Origin of the sequence: Eggerthella lenta DSM 2243 (assembly GCF_000024265.1) — a bacterium.
GTDB classification, from domain to species: domain Bacteria; phylum Actinomycetota; class Coriobacteriia; order Coriobacteriales; family Eggerthellaceae; genus Eggerthella; species Eggerthella lenta.
The window spans coordinates 2,701,644-2,716,329 of sequence record NC_013204.1 but is presented as its reverse complement, the minus strand read 5'-3'; the positions used below and the strand labels follow the sequence as shown (position 1 = coordinate 2,716,329).

The window sequence follows — 14,686 nt, the reverse complement described above, 5'->3', positions numbered from 1 at the left end:
AGGAGCCTGCGGTGCGGCTCTTTTCATGCGCCCGGCCTGCTTCGAAGAGAAGGAGACGTCCTCATGACGGATAGTGCAGGCGGGGTCGCGGCAGCCGATGCGGTTGCCGTGCCCGCCGAGAAGGCCCCGCTCCCGAACCCGCGCGCCGCGTCCGCGGAACCTGCCGCGACGAAGCCCTTCGCGCGCTTGCGATCGCTGGCAGCGCCCCATCGGGGGCTCTACTTCAAGTCCATCCTGCTGGCCGTGGCGGGCGTGGCGTGCGGCTTCCTGCCCTACGTCGCCGTGGCCAACATCGCCACAGCGCTCATAGCCGGAACCACCGACCTCGCATTCTACCTGGGCTGGTGCGCGCTCGCCGCGGCCGGGCAGGTGGCGAAGGCGTTCCTGTCGGGCGCCTCCACCACCACCTCGCACCGTGCCACGTTCGCCGTGCTGTCGGAAGTGCGCCGCGCGCTGGCCGCCAAGCTCGACCGCATGCCGCTGGGCTACGTGCTGGAAACCCCCTCGGGCAAGCTGAAGGCGCCGTTCGTGGAGCGCGCCGAACAGCTGGAGGTGCCGCTGGCCCACGTGGTGCCCGAGATGACGGCGAACCTGCTGGTGCCGCTGGGCATCATCGCCGTCATCTTCGCGCTGGATTGGCGCATGGGGCTGGCGTCGCTCGTCACCATTCCCATCGGCATGCTGTGCTATGCGGTGGAGATGCGCGACTACGCCGAGAAGTACGGGCGCGTGGTGGCCGCGAAGAACCACATGGGCGCCACCATCGTGGAGTACATCGGCGGCATCGAGGTAATCAAGGCGTTCGGACGCAGCGCCTCGTCCTACGCCAAGTTCACCGATGCGGTGAAGGCGAACTCCGGGCTCATGATGGACTGGTCGCGCACCACGCTGCCGTGGACGGCCATCATGATGAGCGTGTGGCCCAGCGTGCTGCTGGGCGTGCTGCCCGTGGGCTGCTTCCTGTTCATGGACGGGTCGCTCTCGGCTGCCACGTTCATCACCGTGATCGTGCTGTCGCTGGGCATCATCGGGCCTTTGTTCTCGGCCATCATGTTCACCGACGACATCGCCAAGATATCCACCATCGTGGGCGAGATCGGCACGGTGCTCGACCAGCCCGAGATGAACCGTCCGACGCGCCCGTGCCCGGTGCGAGGCTCGCGCATCGAGCTTGACGACGTGACGTTCTCCTACGGCGACGTGCCCGTGCTCAAGGGCGTGACGCTTTCGATCGCCCCCGGATCCATGGTCGCGCTCGTGGGGCCGTCGGGTTCGGGCAAGTCCACCGTCGCGAAGCTCATCGCCTCGCAGTGGGAGGCTGCGGGCGGGGCCGTGCGCATCGGCGGCTCCGATGTGCGCGACATGCCGCTTTCGCAGGTGGCCGACGCGATAGCCTACGTGGCCCAGGACAACTACCTGTTCGACGACACGGTGATGGAGAACATCCGCATGGGGCGTCCCGACGCCACCGACGAGGAGGTGACAGCCTGCGCGAAGGCGAGCGGCTGCCACGAGTTCATCACGGCTTTGGAGCACGGCTACCAGACCGTGGTGGGCGGTGCCGGCGGGCATCTGTCGGGCGGCGAGCGCCAGCGCATCGCCATCGCGCGCGCCATGATGAAGGACGCGCCCATCGTCATCCTCGATGAGGCCACGGCGTACACCGACCCCGAGAACGAGGCGGTCGTCCAGGACGCCGTGGCGCGCTTGGCGCGCAACAAGACGCTCGTCGTCATCGCGCACCGGCTTTCCACCGTCACGCATGCCGACGCCATCGCCGTGATGGACGACGGGCGCGTGGTGGCCTGCGACACGCACGAGAACTTGCTGGAAACCTGTCCGCTGTACGCGAGCATGTGGGCCGCGCACGAGTCTGTGAGGGACGTCGCATGATCAAGATATTCAAGAAGTTCTTCCGATTCTCGGGCGAGCATCGGCGCGCCTGGTACCTGTCCGTCGTGCTGGAGTTCTTGCGCTGCATCGCCGAGGCCATCCAGTTCTTTCCGCTGTTCCTCGTGCTGCTGCACCTCGTGGACGGCACGATGACGCCCGCTGTGGCGTGGACGGCGCTGGGGTTGGTGGCGCTTTCGGTGGCGCTGCAGGCCGTCCTGCACTACTTCAGCCACAAGCTGGAGATGCGCGCGTGCTACCTCATGCTGGACGACAAGCGCATCTCCATCGGCGAGCGCATGAAGTACATGCCCATGGGCTACTTCAACGACCGCAGCCTGGGCAACCTGACCGCCATCTGCACGTCCACCATGGAGGATCTCGAGTCCATGGCCGGCGCCATCGTCGTGCGCATCCTGGCGGGCGTCCTGCATGCGCTCGTGTTCTCGCTCGGCTTCATGATCATCGATTGGAGGATCGGCCTCATCTTCCTGGCGGGCGTGGTTGCCATGCTGCTGGTGAACTCGCGCATGCTGGCCATGTCGCGGAAGTACTCGCCCGAGCGTCTGGCGGCCCAGATGAGGCTGGTGGACGCGGTGCTCGAGTACATCCAGGGCATGAGCGTAATCAAGGCGTTCAGCTTGTCGGGGCGCGCGGGCACGTCCATCGAGGACACCATCGACGAGACGGAGCGTCAGAACTTCAAGCTGGAGAAGAAGAGCATTCCCTACACCATCGCCCAGCAGGTGGTGCTGCGCCTGTTCGCGGTGGCGGCCATCGCGGCGTCCATCGTGTTCTTCCTGGGCGGGACGATGTCGCTGTTCGTGTGCCTGCTGATGGTGATCGGCGGCTTCCTCGTGTACGGGCAGCTGGAGGGGGCGGGCTCCCTGTCGTTCATGCTCCCCATGGTGGAGGCGTCCATCGATCGCGTGGAGGAAGCCGATTCCGCGCCGTACATGGACGAGCGCGGCACGGTGCGCAGCGCGCCGGGGCATGCGATAGAGTTCGCGCACGCCAGCTTCTCCTACGGCGAGCGCACGGTGATCGACGACGTGTCGCTGAGCATCCCCGAGCGCACCAGCTGCGCCATCGTGGGGCCGTCCGGGTCGGGCAAGACCACGCTCGTGAACCTTATGGCCCGCTTCTGGGACGTGGACGCGGGCACGGTGTCGCTGGGCGGCGAGGACGTGCGCGACTGGAAGCTCGACGAGCTCATGGCGCACTTCGCCATGGTGTTCCAGGACGTCTACCTGTTCAACGACACCATTGAGAACAACATCAAGTTCGGCCGTCCCGATGCCACGCACGAGCAGGTGGTGGCCGCGGCGCGGGCCGCGCGCTGCCACGACTTCGTCGAGGCGCTGCCGGAGGGCTACGCCACGATGCTGGGCGAGGGCGGGGCGACGGTGTCGGGCGGCGAGAAGCAGCGCATCTCCATCGCGCGAGCGCTGCTGAAGGACGCGCCCATCGTGCTGTTGGACGAGGCTACGGCGAACGTGGACCCGGAGAACGAGGACGAGCTGCAGGCCGCCATCGAGGAGCTGACCCGGCGCAAGACCGTGGTGATGATCGCGCACCGGTTGAAGACCGTGCGGCATGCCGACCAGATCCTCGTGCTCGACGGCGGGCGCATCGTGCAGCGCGGCACGCACGACGAGCTCATGGCCGAAGGCGGCATCTACGAGGACTTCGTGCGCATGCGCGAGAAAGCCCTCGGCTGGAAGGTGGGCGCGGCCTAGCCAGCTGGCGGGACGGGCCGGAAGGCGGGCGGGGCGATGGGCCCTGCCCTTGTTGGAACCATCGGAGAAAGAAGGTTTTGTATGGCGCAGGTTCAAACGACGAAGGGCGCACCTCGGGGCGCGAAGCGCGAGATCGAGCAGAAAGCGGGCATCGGGGTGCGCGACCTCGTGACGGTGGCGGTGTTCTCGGTCATCTATTTCATCATCTTCTTCGCGTGCGGGTGCTTGGGGTTCGTGCCCGTCATGGCGTTTCTGTTCCCGCTGCCGCTCGCGCTGGTGTCGGGCATCCCGCAGATGCTGTTCTACACGAAGGTGCGTTCGTTCGGCATGGTCACCATCATGGGGGCGCTGCTGGGCCTGCTGGCGTTCCTGATGGGCTACGGGCCCATCGGGCTGGGCTTCGGCATCGTGTTCGGGCTGATCGCCGACTTGATCCTGCGCGCCGGGGCGTACAAGAGCACCCGGTGCGCCGTGGCCGCGCACGCTGCGTTCAGCCTGTGGGTGGTGGGCACCATGCTGCCCATGTGGATCTTGGGGCAGGCGTACTTCGAGCCGTTCCGCTCCTCGCAGGGCGACGCGTACGTGAACGAGATGCTGGGCCTGCTTTCGGGCGGCATGCTGGCTGTGGTGGTGATCGGCATCGTGGCCTGCGCCGTCGTGGGCGCGCTCGTCGGCCGCGCGGTGCTGAAGAAGCACTTCGAGCGCGCGGGGATCGCGTGATGAAGGCCGTCGCGCTCGTCGCTTCGGAGGGCTCTGCGCGCGCATCGGAGGCGCGCAGGGCCTTGCGGCTCGACCCGCGCACGAAGGTGCTCATGCTCGTGTGCGCGAACGTGACGCTCCTGTGTTCGGGGTTCGATGCGGCCGGCTTCGTGCTCAAGTTCCTCGTGGCGGGCATCGTGGTGGCCCTGCTGATCGCGGCGGGGCGTCGCGCGGCGGGTATCGGGTTCGCGGCGGTCTTCGCGGCTGCGGCCCTGCTGGAGCAGATGAACGAACGCGGCCTGCTGGACGCCCTCGGGTCCACGAGCGCCGCCGCCGTGACGCTGCGGTTCCTGTCGGCGCTCGTGCTGCAGCTCATGCCGGGCACCATGTTCGCCTACTACCTGTTCGCCACGACGAAGGTGAGCGAGTTCGTGGCGGCGATGGAACGGGTGCGCCTGCCGCAGCGCGTGATCATCCCGTTCGCGGTGGTGTTCCGGTTCTTTCCCACGGTGCTGGAGGAATACCGCTCCATTCGCGATGCCATGCGCCTGCGCGGCGTGGGTTGGAGGAGCGGGCCGGTGGCCCTCGTGGAGTATCGGCTCGTGCCGCTGGTGGCGGGCATGGTGAAGATAGGGGACGAGCTGTCGGCGGCCTCGGTCACGCGCGGCCTGGGAGGCGAGGCCGTGCGGACGAGCCGCTGCCGCATCGGGTTCGCGGCGGCGGATGCGGCGCTGGCGACCGTGTTCTTGGCGTGCGCGGCGGCGACGGCGGCGAAGGGGCTGATGGGATGGTAGCGAACGGATCGGCCGCGGCCGTTTCGGCGACGCACGTGTCGTTTCGGCACAAGGGTGCGTCTGCGGGTTATGCGCTCGACGACCTGGAGCTCGAGGTTCCGGCGGGCGAGGTGGTGGTGTTGTGCGGGCGCTCGGGCTGCGGCAAGACCACGGTCACGCGCCTGCTGAACGGGCTGATCCCGCAATTCTACGAGGGCGATCTGTGGGGGCGCGCGGACGTGCTGGGCGTCGATCCGTCCGTCGAGCCCATCACGCGCCTGGCAACCCTCGTGGGCAGCGTGTTCCAGAACCCGCGCAGCCAGTTCTTCAACGTGGACACCACGAGCGAGCTGGCCTTCGGGTGCGAGAACATGGGGTGGGCCCCGACGCTCATCGACGCGGCGATGGCCGGCGTCGTCGTGCGTTTCGGGCTGGAGGACCTGCTCGACCGCAACCTGTTCAAGCTCTCCGGGGGCGAGAAGCAGAAGATCGCCTGCGCGAGCGTGTCGGCCCACGACCCGCAGCTCCTCGTTCTGGACGAGCCGGCGTCGAACCTGGACGTGGCCTCCATCCGCATGCTGGCGTCCATCGTGGCGCAGTGGAAGGCCGAGGGGCGCACGGTGGTGGTGGCGGAGCATCGCCTGGGCTACCTGCTGGACGTGGCCGACCGGTTCGTGCTCGTGGAGGACGGACGTGTGGCCTGGGAGAAGACGGCGTCCGAGATGGCCGCGCTGTCCGAGGGCGAGCTGCATGCCGCCGGGCTGCGCTCGGTGCGGCCCGTGCGCTTCGAGCGCGCCCCCGCAGGATGCGGCGGGGCGTCGGCCGCGCACGACGAGCCGGCCGGGCTCGAGGTGCGTTCCCTGCGCTTCGGCTACGAGAAGGCGGGCGTGCCGGACGTGGACATGGAGGGGCTCTCGTTTCCGCGCGGGTCCATCGTGGGCGTGCTGGGCGACAACGGCGCGGGCAAGTCGACGTTCGCGCGGTGCCTGTGCGGTCTGGAGAAGCGCGCTCGCGGCGAGGTGTCCGTGAACGGGCACGCGTGCTCGAACGCGCAACGCCGAAGGTTGTGCTACCTGGTCATGCAGGATGTGAACCACCAGCTGTTCACCGAGAGCGTGCGCGAGGAGGTGGCGCTGTCGCTGCGCAACCGGGCGGAGGGCCCGCTGCGCGGCGAGGCGGCCGAATCCGAGATCGAGGCCGTTCTGGCCGGGCTCGGCTTGACGGATCTCGTCGACCGGCACCCGATGGCGCTGTCCGGCGGCCAGAAGCAGCGCGTGGCCATCGCCAGCGCCGTGGCCAGCGGCCGCGAGGTGTGCGTGTTCGACGAGCCCACGAGCGGCCTGGATTGGGCGCACATGCTGGATACGGCGAACAACCTGCACGGCCTCGCGGCGCGCGGCGTGACGAGCCTGGTGATCACGCACGATCCCGAGCTGGTGGCCGCGTGCTGCGACCACGTGCTGTTCGTGGAAGGGGGCCGCGCGTCCTGGTGGGGACGCCTCGACGACGCGCAGGTGGCGAAGCGCGTCGAGACGTTCTTCGGCTGAGCGCTAGGCCGCTTCCGCGTCCGGCTCGAGATCGCGCAGGGCGGTTGCCGCGCCGGGCGCCGATGCGGGCGATGCGTCGCCGCTCGCCTCGGAGCCGCCGCGGTGCTTCCACTTCAGCAGCAGCGCGGAATTCACGATGACGATGACGGAGCCGGCGTTGTGCACGAGCGCGCCCACGACGGGGTTCAGGATGCCGGTCATGGCCAGCGCGATGGCGACGAAGTTGAGCCCGAGCGAGAATCCCATGTTCAGCTTGATGGTGGTCATCATGCGCTGCGAGATGGCCAGCAGGTGGGGCAGTGCGGCGATGTCGTCGCGCACGAGCGCGATGTCGGCGGCATCGACGGCGATGTCGCTGCCCGCGCCGCCCATGGCGATGCCCACCGAGGCGCGTTTGAGGGCGGGCGCGTCGTTGATGCCGTCGCCCACCATGCACACGGGCGCGCCTTCGCGCTCGAGGCGCTCGACGGCGGCCAGCTTGTTCTGGGGGAGGCAGTCGGCCTCCACCTCGACGATGCCGGCCTGGGCGGCGATGTGGCGCGCGGCCTGGGCATGGTCGCCGGTGAGCAGCACCGGCTCGACGCCCAGCGTGCGGATGCCGCGCACGGCGGCTTCGGCCGTGGGGCGCACGGTGTCGGCCAGGGCGATGAATCCGGCGGCCTGGCCGTCGAGGGCGGCGAGCACCACCGTGCAGCCCTGCTCGGCGAACGGGAGGGCCGCCGCCTGCAGCGCGTCGGCTCCGTCGACGCCCAGCTCGGCCAGCATCTCGCGGTTGCCGGCGGCGACGTCGCGGCCGGCAACCGAGGCGCGCACGCCGCGGCCGGGAACCATGTCGAACGACGACGGGCGGGCGAGCGCGGGTGCGGCGGAGGCCGCGTCCGCGGCTGCGGAGGCCTCCGCGGTTGCGGCCTCGCCCGGCGCGGCGGCCGCGCGCTGCTCCCACCCGCGCACGACGGCTTTGCCGAGGGGGTGCTCGCTCATGCTTTCCGCGCTGGCCACCAGGGAATACAGCTGCTCTTCGTCCACCTTCGAGCCCTCGATCGTCCCGACGGCCACCACTTCGGGGCGGCCGTAGGTGAGCGTGCCGGTCTTGTCGAACGCCACCTTGCGCACCTTCGCCAGCCGCTCGAGCGCATCGCCTTCGCGCACGAGCACGCCGAGCTTCGTCACGTTGCCGATGGCCGCCATGATGGCCGTGGGCGTGGCCAGCACGAGCGCGCAGGGGCAGAACACCACGAGGATGGTGACGGCGCGGATGATCTCGCCGGTGACGAGCCACGTGCCGGCCGCCGCGGTCAGGGCGATGACGACGATCCAGGTGGCCCATCGGTCGGCGAGGCGCACGATCTTGGCCTTGCCGGCATCGGCCGACTGCACGAGCTCGATCATGCGGGCGAGCGAGCTGTCCTCGCCCACGCGCTGGGCGCGCATGTCGAACGCCCCGAACTGGTTCACCGTCCCGCTCTTCACCTCGTCGCCCGGCGCCTTGTCGACCGGCAGCGATTCGCCGGTCATCACCGACTCGTCGATGGAGGTGCGTCCTTCCAGGACGGTGCCGTCCACCGCCACGGTTTCGCCGGGCAGCACGCGCAGCACGTCTCCCACCTGCACGTCCTCGGCGGCGACGACGGTTTCCACACCGTCGCGCACGATGCGCGCCGTGCGGGGCGACAGATGCACGAGCCGCTCGATGCCGGCGCGGGCCTTCGCCACCGTCAGGTCCTCCAGCAGCGCGCCCAGCTGCATGATGAGCGCTACCTCGCCGGCGGCGAAGTCCTCGCCGATGGCCACCGCCGCGATGAGCGCGAGCGATACGAGCACGTCGGCCTTGATGTCGAACTCCGTCACCAGCCCGATGACGGCGCCCAGGATGATGGGCGCGCCGCACAGCACGATGGCGATCCAGGCCGGGTTGAAGGGCAGCGTCTCGGGCGCGAAGAAGCTGAATCCCAGCGCGACGGCCGACACGGCCAGCAGCGCGACGTCCTTTTTCGTGCCGCCTCGATCGAGCAGTTCTTCGAGTCGTTCCAGCAAGGGTGCGCGCATGGCCATCGTCTCCTTCATGAGTAGTTCTCCGGTGCATTTTGGTACCTATGGGGGTATAGGTATAATACTGCGCGAGCGAAGAATTATCCAGAGGTAACTTTTGAACATGGAGGAAGGGGCGGGGAGGGCGAATCGGCGTTGCGCTGCTTGCCGGGCGCCGGGGGGGCAGCGCTCGCCTGGAATGTTTCACGTGAAACATTTGTTCTGGTGGCTTGTTTAGCACATGGCCGCAGAATGGGATAGAGTTCCCGGTCATCCTGGGCGGAAGCGCCCGCAGGGCGCCGGTGCCGAAGGGTCCCGCGCGGTGCCAGCCGGAGCGGGGAGCTCCCTTCCATCCGGCGGTCATGCGCCCCGTTTCCGGTGCTCCCCGGGGAAGGGGCGGGCGCTCGGTCGCGCGGAAGATTAGCTCATGTTGGAGAAGCGCTCGACGGCTTTGGTGAAGCTTTCGATGGTCTTGTCGGCGTCGCCGTGCTCGATGCCGTCGCGCACGCAGTGCTGGATGTGGCCCTCGAGCACCACCTGGCCGCACTTGTGCAGCGCCGACTTCGCGGCGTTGATCTGCGCGAGCACGTCCTCGCAGGGCACGTCCTCGTCCACCATGCGGTCGATGGCCTGCACCTGCCCGACGATCTTCTTCAGCCTGCGGTGCAGGTTATCCGCGTCCATGCATTGCCTCATGGCGCTCCCTTCGCTTGCGACTCGTTGCGTTCGGGTTCTCATTCTAGGCGAAAAGCGGGCTGCGTGCACGACGGCGTTTCCGGGGCGTCGTGCACGTCGATGCCGTCCGGCGCGCCGGCTGCGCGGTAGCGGCGCTCGTAGCGGGCGGCGAACACCGCGAGCAGCGCGACGGCCGCAAGCGAGAAGGGCACGCCCGCCAGGCTCGGCGAGGCGTAGGACGCTCCGGCGTTGAGCACGGCCTGGCCGATGGTGGCGCCGAACGCGTTGCCCAGGTTGAACGCCACCTGCACGCACGCCGACCCGATCATCTCGCCGCCGCCGCGCCCCACCTTCACCATGAGCAGCTGCTGGGGGCTCGACACGAAGAACATGCCGAAGGCGCACAGGAACATGAGCCCGGCCGCCGTGGCGGGCGCGCCCGAGAACGCGAAGATGAGCGCGAGCGTGATGCAGCCGATGGCCTGGCCGGCCGCCGCCATCTTGCCGGGCGACGTGCGGTCGGTGAGCCGGCCGCCCACGAGCGAGCCGACCACCATGCCGAAGCCCGCCAGCGCGAGCAGCGCCGGCAGCGCGTCGGACGGGAAGCCGCCGATGTCCGTCAGCCACGGCGACACGTAGCTCCACCAGCAGAACACGCCGGTGTTGCCCAGCAGCACCGCGCCGATGACCAGCCAGGGGCCCGGCTTCTTGAGGAAGCGGAACTGGCCCGCCAAGCCCGCGTCGGGGATGGGGCGCACGGCGGGCACGAGGCGCGCGACGAGCGCAAACGAGCCGAGCGCCCACACGGCGACGAACACGAACGCCGCGCGCCACGACACGAGGCCGGCCAGCAGCGTGCCGCCAGGCACGCCCACCATGTTCGCCACCGTCTGTCCCAGCACCATGATGGACACGGCCTGACCCTCGCGGCCGGGTTCGGCTAGCTCGCGCGCCACGATGGTGGCGGTGCCGAAGAACGCGCCGTGTGGCAGGCCGGACACGAAGCGCGCCGCCACGAGCACCTCGGCGTTCGGTGCGAGGGCGGCCGCGGCGTTGCCGAGCGCCACGAGCGCCACGAACCCGAGCAGCAGCCGCTTGGGCGGCACGCGTCGGCCGAACACGAGGAACAGGGTGCCCACGCACACGCCGAGGGCGTATGCGGAGATGAAGGTGCCGGCCGCCGGCACGCTGACGTACAGGCCGGAGGCCGTGACGGGGAGGATGCCCATCATCACGAACTCGGCGAATCCGAGCGCGAACGATCCGGTGGCGAGGGCGAGCAGGCTTTTCTTCATGGGTCGGGCGGTTCCTTCGGGACGGGAGGGGCGGGACGCTGCGATGCGGCGTGCGCGGCGCAGCCGTGCGGGCTTCGCGCGGAGCTGGGACAGTATGCCATCGCCGCGCGCCGAGCGGTGGAAACTTGTCGGGAATATGACAAACCCTCCATCGGGCGAACGCGAAACGCCGCGCCGCTTTTGGAGATTGTCCGGAGACGCTACAATACGATGGTTACGAGGTAGCATTTATGAGAAAGTTTGCTTTGGATAACAACTTGGCGAGGATAGACCGCAGATAGGAGCAGCAACCATGTCCATGATCAACAAGGAAATCGACGACTTCACCGTCCAGGCGTTCCACAACGACGACTTCGAAACGGTGACGAAGGACGACGTGCTGGGGAAGTGGGGCGTGTTCTTCTTCTACCCGGCCGACTTCACGTTCGTGTGCCCGACCGAGCTGGAAGACCTCGGCGCGCTGTACGACAAGTTCCAGGAAGCGAACTGCGAGATCTACGCGGTGTCGTGCGACACGCATTTCGCGCACAAGGCGTGGCACGACGCGTCCGAGAACATCAAGAAGCTGCCGTACCCGATGCTGGCCGACCCCACGCACAAGCTGGCTGACATCTTCGACGTCTACATCGAGGAGGAGGGCGTGGCCGAGCGCGGAAGCTTCGTGGTGAACCCCGAGGGCAAGATCGTGTGCTACGAGGTGAATGCCGGCAACATCGGCCGCAACGCCGCCGAGCTGCTGCGCCGCGTGCAGGCCAGCCAGTTCGTGGCCGAGCACGGCGACTCCGTGTGCCCCGCGCGCTGGGTGCCGGGCTCCGAGGTGCTCCATCCGGGCATCGACCTGGTGGGCAAGCTGTAAGCCTGCATCGGCCGCGCATCATTGCTCGAGCGGAACCGATCGGCGCCCGATCCCCTGCGGGGTCGGGCGTTTTCGCGCTTACGTTCCTACGCCGAGAACAGCTTGCGGATTTCGGCTGTCAGCTGCTTGCGCGCGAATACCACGAGCCCAAGCAGGAACACGCTGGCGGTGAGCGCGCTCACGAGCGAGGGGACGTCCCACGTAGTGAGCCCCAGCGCCTGCAGCGCCAGCGGGATGAGGCCCAGCCCCACGTCGAACAGCAGGTACTTCGCGTAGCCCGAGACGAACGTGCCGCGGAACACCGCCAGCAGCACGCCGTCGAACACGAGCGCCACCAGGCAGATGCCGGGTATGACGAAGGTGGTGACCACCGGGTTGCGCGAAACGAGGAACCAGATGGCGGCGATGGCCAGCAGCACGAGGAAGTAGCGCGCCACGACGCGCAGGAAGTCGGGCGTGTGCGTGAGGATGTTGCGCACGAACAGGTAGTTCACCACGAGGCCGACGCAGACTGTGACCACGATGTCGCCCGGAAGCTGGAGCAGATGACCCAAGAACAGCATCACCAGCAAGCACGCCCCCGTGGCGAACGCCAGCACCGCCAGCGCGATGGCGCCCGACTTGCGCACCTCGTTGCGCGGGAACACCGCGGGCGACGCGTCGCCCGAAAGCTCGGCTTGGCACAACGGGCACCGGTCGAGGTCGCCCGAGAACTGCACGCCGCATTTCTCGCATCGTTTCATCGGCCGTCGTCCTCCCTCGCGTCCGTCTCGTTGTGCGCCGGCGCCTCGCTCTTCGCGCTCGCGCCTTCGCGTGCGGGGGTTTGCCCTCCCCAGCGCTTCACCGAGGCCTCGATCTTGGCTTCAAGACGGTCTTCCGCCACCTCTTCTTTTGTCTTGTTGATGTTGATGCGCCCCTCGATGCCTTGGCCGGAGAAGAACCTGCAGATGTTCTTGATGACGTCCGGGTTCGAGTACACCGTGGAGATGCCGATGCTCAGATCGTCGCCGAACGCGCACATCAGGAAGTTCAGGCCGGTGGTCGAGGTCAGGATGTTGACGTCGCGAATATAGGGGGCCAGGCGTTCGTCGATGCGGATGGGGCCGAGGTTCGACATAGTGGTGGTCACGTCGCGCGCGGCCAGGCGGTTCGCCAGCCCCAGGATGAAGTCCTTCGCGAACAGCGGCGCCAGGCGCAGAAGCGGGTTCTTCTCCAGCGCGATCATGCGGTTCATGCGGCTCTTGAGCTCTTCGGCCTGCGTGGCGGTTTTCAGCTGATCCTGCACGATGCGGGCGATCGTCTCCACCGGCTCGTCCTCGTCGCCGGGCACGTAGGATACGAACGCCAGCCCGAAGAAGTTCTTGACGGTGGTGGATTTGAAGAACTGGCGCAGGTCGACCGGCACGTCCATGCGGATGGCGCGGCTGCGGTCGCGGCGCGGCATTTCGGCGCGGATGGCGCACATGATGACGGCGATCACGAGCGCGGTCACGCCTACGTCCCAGCTGCGCGCCAGGGCGAGCACGCGCTTCGCGGGGAGGTGGTACTCGAAGAACGTGGGATCGGCCTCGTCGCGCCAGCCTTTCAGCCGGTATACCTTCGGTGCCCGCGTTGCGGCGGCTTTGTCGCGTTCGAAGTATTTGTCGAAGCTGTTCTCGGACTTCTGGTGGTCTGAGCCGTCGTATTCTGCGGGCACGCCCTTCACGCCGTAGCGCTCCTCGATGTAGGCGTGCAGCAGGGCCTTGAAGAAGCTGAGCGAGCCCCGCCCGTCGGACACGATGTGCGACACCTCGAGGTTGATGCGCGCGGCGTGGTAGCTGACGCGGAACAGCACGCTTTTCGCGTGGACGTGCAGTCCGTAGCAGATGGGGAGGTTCTCCTGCTGCACGACGGGGACCTGGGCGGACTGTTCAAGGTAGTGCCAGAACATGCCGCTGCGCAGGCAGACGTTGAAGTTGGGGAAGACGCCTGCCGTCTTCTCGAGGGCATGCTGCAGCGCAGCGGGATCCACATCGTCTTGCATGGTGGCTGCGTAGCGGAACACCGTCTGGGCCGAGCTGCCCGCCTGGGACGAGTAGAACTTGCCGACGTTGTCTAGTCGGTACCAAGTATCCCGAGCCATGCGGGTTCGCCCTCCTGCGTGAGATCGTCGCCGTCCAAGAAATGCTTGATGATGCGGTACGTGTCCTTGACCAGGCTGAGCACCGACGGATACAGAAGGTAGCCGTGCACGGCGTCGAGCATGCGGTAGCACTGCACCTCCTGGTCGCCTTCCAGCTCCAACCGCGCCGCGTACGCTTCTCCCTCGTCGCGCAACGGGCAGTACTCGGCGCTGATGACCAGCGTGCGCGGTTGCCGCGACAGGTCGGGGTCGAGCAGCGGCGCGAAGTAGGGGTCGTCGAAATCGGCGGGCGCCGAGCGGTACAGGTCCATGTAGCCCTCGATGTCGCGCCAGGTGAGCAGGTAGTCCTCGCCGTTCTCGCGCACCGAGTCGAACCACGACGTGAACGGGTCGTGGTCGTTGTACGTGACGGGGTACAGCAGCATCTGCGTGCGCGGCTGGAAGTCGCCGCGGTCGCGCGCCATGAGCGACAGCACTGCCGCCAGGTTGCCGCCCGCGCTGTCGCCGAACAGCACCACGTTCTCGGGGTCGACATCCTCCAGCAGCGTGCCCGCGTACAGCTGGCGCGCCACCTCGTAGCAGTCCTCGGCCGCCTGAGGGAAGCGGTGTTCGGGTGCGCGCCGGTAGTCGACCGACACTACGCGTCGCTCCAGTTGGATGGCCATGGTGGTGCACGCGTCGATGTAGAAGTCAACCGTGCCGTTCACCCAGCCGCCGCCGTGGAAGAACAGGACGGTGCCGCGCGAGTCCTCGGATACCTTCAGCCCCTCGGCCAGCGAGAAATCGAAGTCAAGCGGCGTGAACACGCGCAGCGGCACCTCGAAGCCGTCGGGCATCGTGGCGAAAGCCTCGTCGATGCGGCAGCGGGGGTTGGGCAGCACGAGCTTGGCGCTGACGTCCTCGGCGAGGCGCTGCGTTTTGTAGAACTCCCTGATGTCGGGCCGAAGCCGTGTTGCCGCCTTGAACGCGGCAAGAACCGCCTTGTTGATGGGCATGCATGCCGTCCTTTCTCTGAACCTCATCGTAGCATAAGCGAACCCTGCCGAGCAGGGCGTTACGCAA

At 67.9% G+C, this 14,686-nt stretch carries 12 protein-coding genes; 6 read left to right on the top strand and 6 right to left on the bottom strand.

Going from position 1 to position 14,686, the window contains the following annotated elements; translation table 11 throughout:
• Positions 1-63: 63 nt before the first annotated feature.
• The 5 genes from ELEN_RS11595 (at position 64) to ELEN_RS11575 (ending at position 6,648) form a co-directional block, all read left to right on the top strand.
• Entirely contained in the window at positions 64-1,893 is a 1,830-nt protein-coding gene (locus ELEN_RS11595) for an ABC transporter ATP-binding protein (protein WP_015761081.1), read from the top strand.
• Complete coding sequence (locus ELEN_RS11590; RefSeq protein ID WP_015761080.1) at positions 1,890-3,629, top strand: ABC transporter ATP-binding protein; 1,740 nt, start codon at positions 1,890-1,892, stop codon at positions 3,627-3,629. Before ELEN_RS11595 ends, ELEN_RS11590 begins: the two co-directional genes overlap by 4 nt.
• An 81-nt stretch (positions 3,630-3,710) precedes the next feature.
• Entirely contained in the window at positions 3,711-4,349 is a 639-nt protein-coding gene (locus ELEN_RS11585; RefSeq protein WP_015761079.1) for an MptD family putative ECF transporter S component, read from the top strand.
• On the top strand, positions 4,349-5,122 hold the full coding sequence (locus ELEN_RS11580; protein ID WP_015761078.1) for an energy-coupling factor transporter transmembrane component T: 774 nt from the start codon (positions 4,349-4,351) through the stop codon (positions 5,120-5,122). Before ELEN_RS11585 ends, ELEN_RS11580 begins: the two co-directional genes overlap by 1 nt.
• Positions 5,116-6,648 carry an ABC transporter ATP-binding protein gene (locus tag ELEN_RS11575; protein ID WP_015761077.1) on the top strand — a complete coding sequence of 511 codons (1,533 nt, stop codon included), beginning with the start codon at positions 5,116-5,118 and terminating at the stop codon, positions 6,646-6,648. The genes ELEN_RS11580 and ELEN_RS11575 overlap by 7 nt, the downstream gene beginning before the upstream one ends.
• Before the next feature lie 3 nt (positions 6,649-6,651).
• Here ELEN_RS11575 and ELEN_RS11570 read toward each other — a convergent pair whose 3' ends face one another.
• The 3 genes from ELEN_RS11570 to ELEN_RS11560 form a co-directional block, all read right to left on the bottom strand.
• Positions 6,652-8,694, bottom strand: a complete 2,043-nt coding sequence (locus tag ELEN_RS11570; protein WP_081434223.1) for a heavy metal translocating P-type ATPase — start codon at positions 8,692-8,694, stop codon at positions 6,652-6,654.
• A gap of 402 nt (positions 8,695-9,096) precedes the next feature.
• Entirely contained in the window at positions 9,097-9,372 is a 276-nt protein-coding gene (locus ELEN_RS11565) for a metal-sensing transcriptional repressor (protein ID WP_021409250.1), read from the bottom strand.
• Positions 9,373-9,410: 38 nt separating this feature from the next.
• Positions 9,411-10,646, bottom strand: coding sequence for an MFS transporter (locus ELEN_RS11560; RefSeq protein WP_015761074.1), 1,236 nt, complete (start codon positions 10,644-10,646; stop codon positions 9,411-9,413).
• 292 nt (positions 10,647-10,938) lie between these two features.
• Here ELEN_RS11560 and ahpC point away from each other — a divergent pair, with 292 nt between their 5' ends.
• The gene (gene ahpC / locus ELEN_RS11555; RefSeq protein WP_015761073.1) at positions 10,939-11,502 is read left to right on the top strand and encodes an alkyl hydroperoxide reductase subunit C; all 564 of its coding nucleotides are present in this window, start codon (positions 10,939-10,941) and stop codon (positions 11,500-11,502) included.
• A gap of 86 nt (positions 11,503-11,588) precedes the next feature.
• On the opposite strand, the gene ELEN_RS11550 is transcribed toward ahpC, so the two are convergent.
• Genes ELEN_RS11550 through ELEN_RS11540 form a run of 3 tightly spaced genes read right to left on the bottom strand, consistent with a single transcriptional unit; the run spans position 11,589 to position 14,619 of the window.
• Complete coding sequence (locus ELEN_RS11550) at positions 11,589-12,245, bottom strand: DUF6320 domain-containing protein (RefSeq protein WP_009305021.1); 657 nt, start codon at positions 12,243-12,245, stop codon at positions 11,589-11,591.
• Positions 12,242-13,624, bottom strand: coding sequence for a phthiocerol/phthiodiolone dimycocerosyl transferase family protein (locus ELEN_RS11545; protein WP_015761072.1), 1,383 nt, complete (start codon positions 13,622-13,624; stop codon positions 12,242-12,244). Before ELEN_RS11545 ends, ELEN_RS11550 begins: the two co-directional genes overlap by 4 nt.
• Positions 13,597-14,619, bottom strand: coding sequence for an alpha/beta hydrolase (locus ELEN_RS11540; protein ID WP_009608742.1), 1,023 nt, complete (start codon positions 14,617-14,619; stop codon positions 13,597-13,599). The genes ELEN_RS11545 and ELEN_RS11540 overlap by 28 nt, the downstream gene beginning before the upstream one ends.
• Positions 14,620-14,686: the final 67 nt, after the last annotated feature.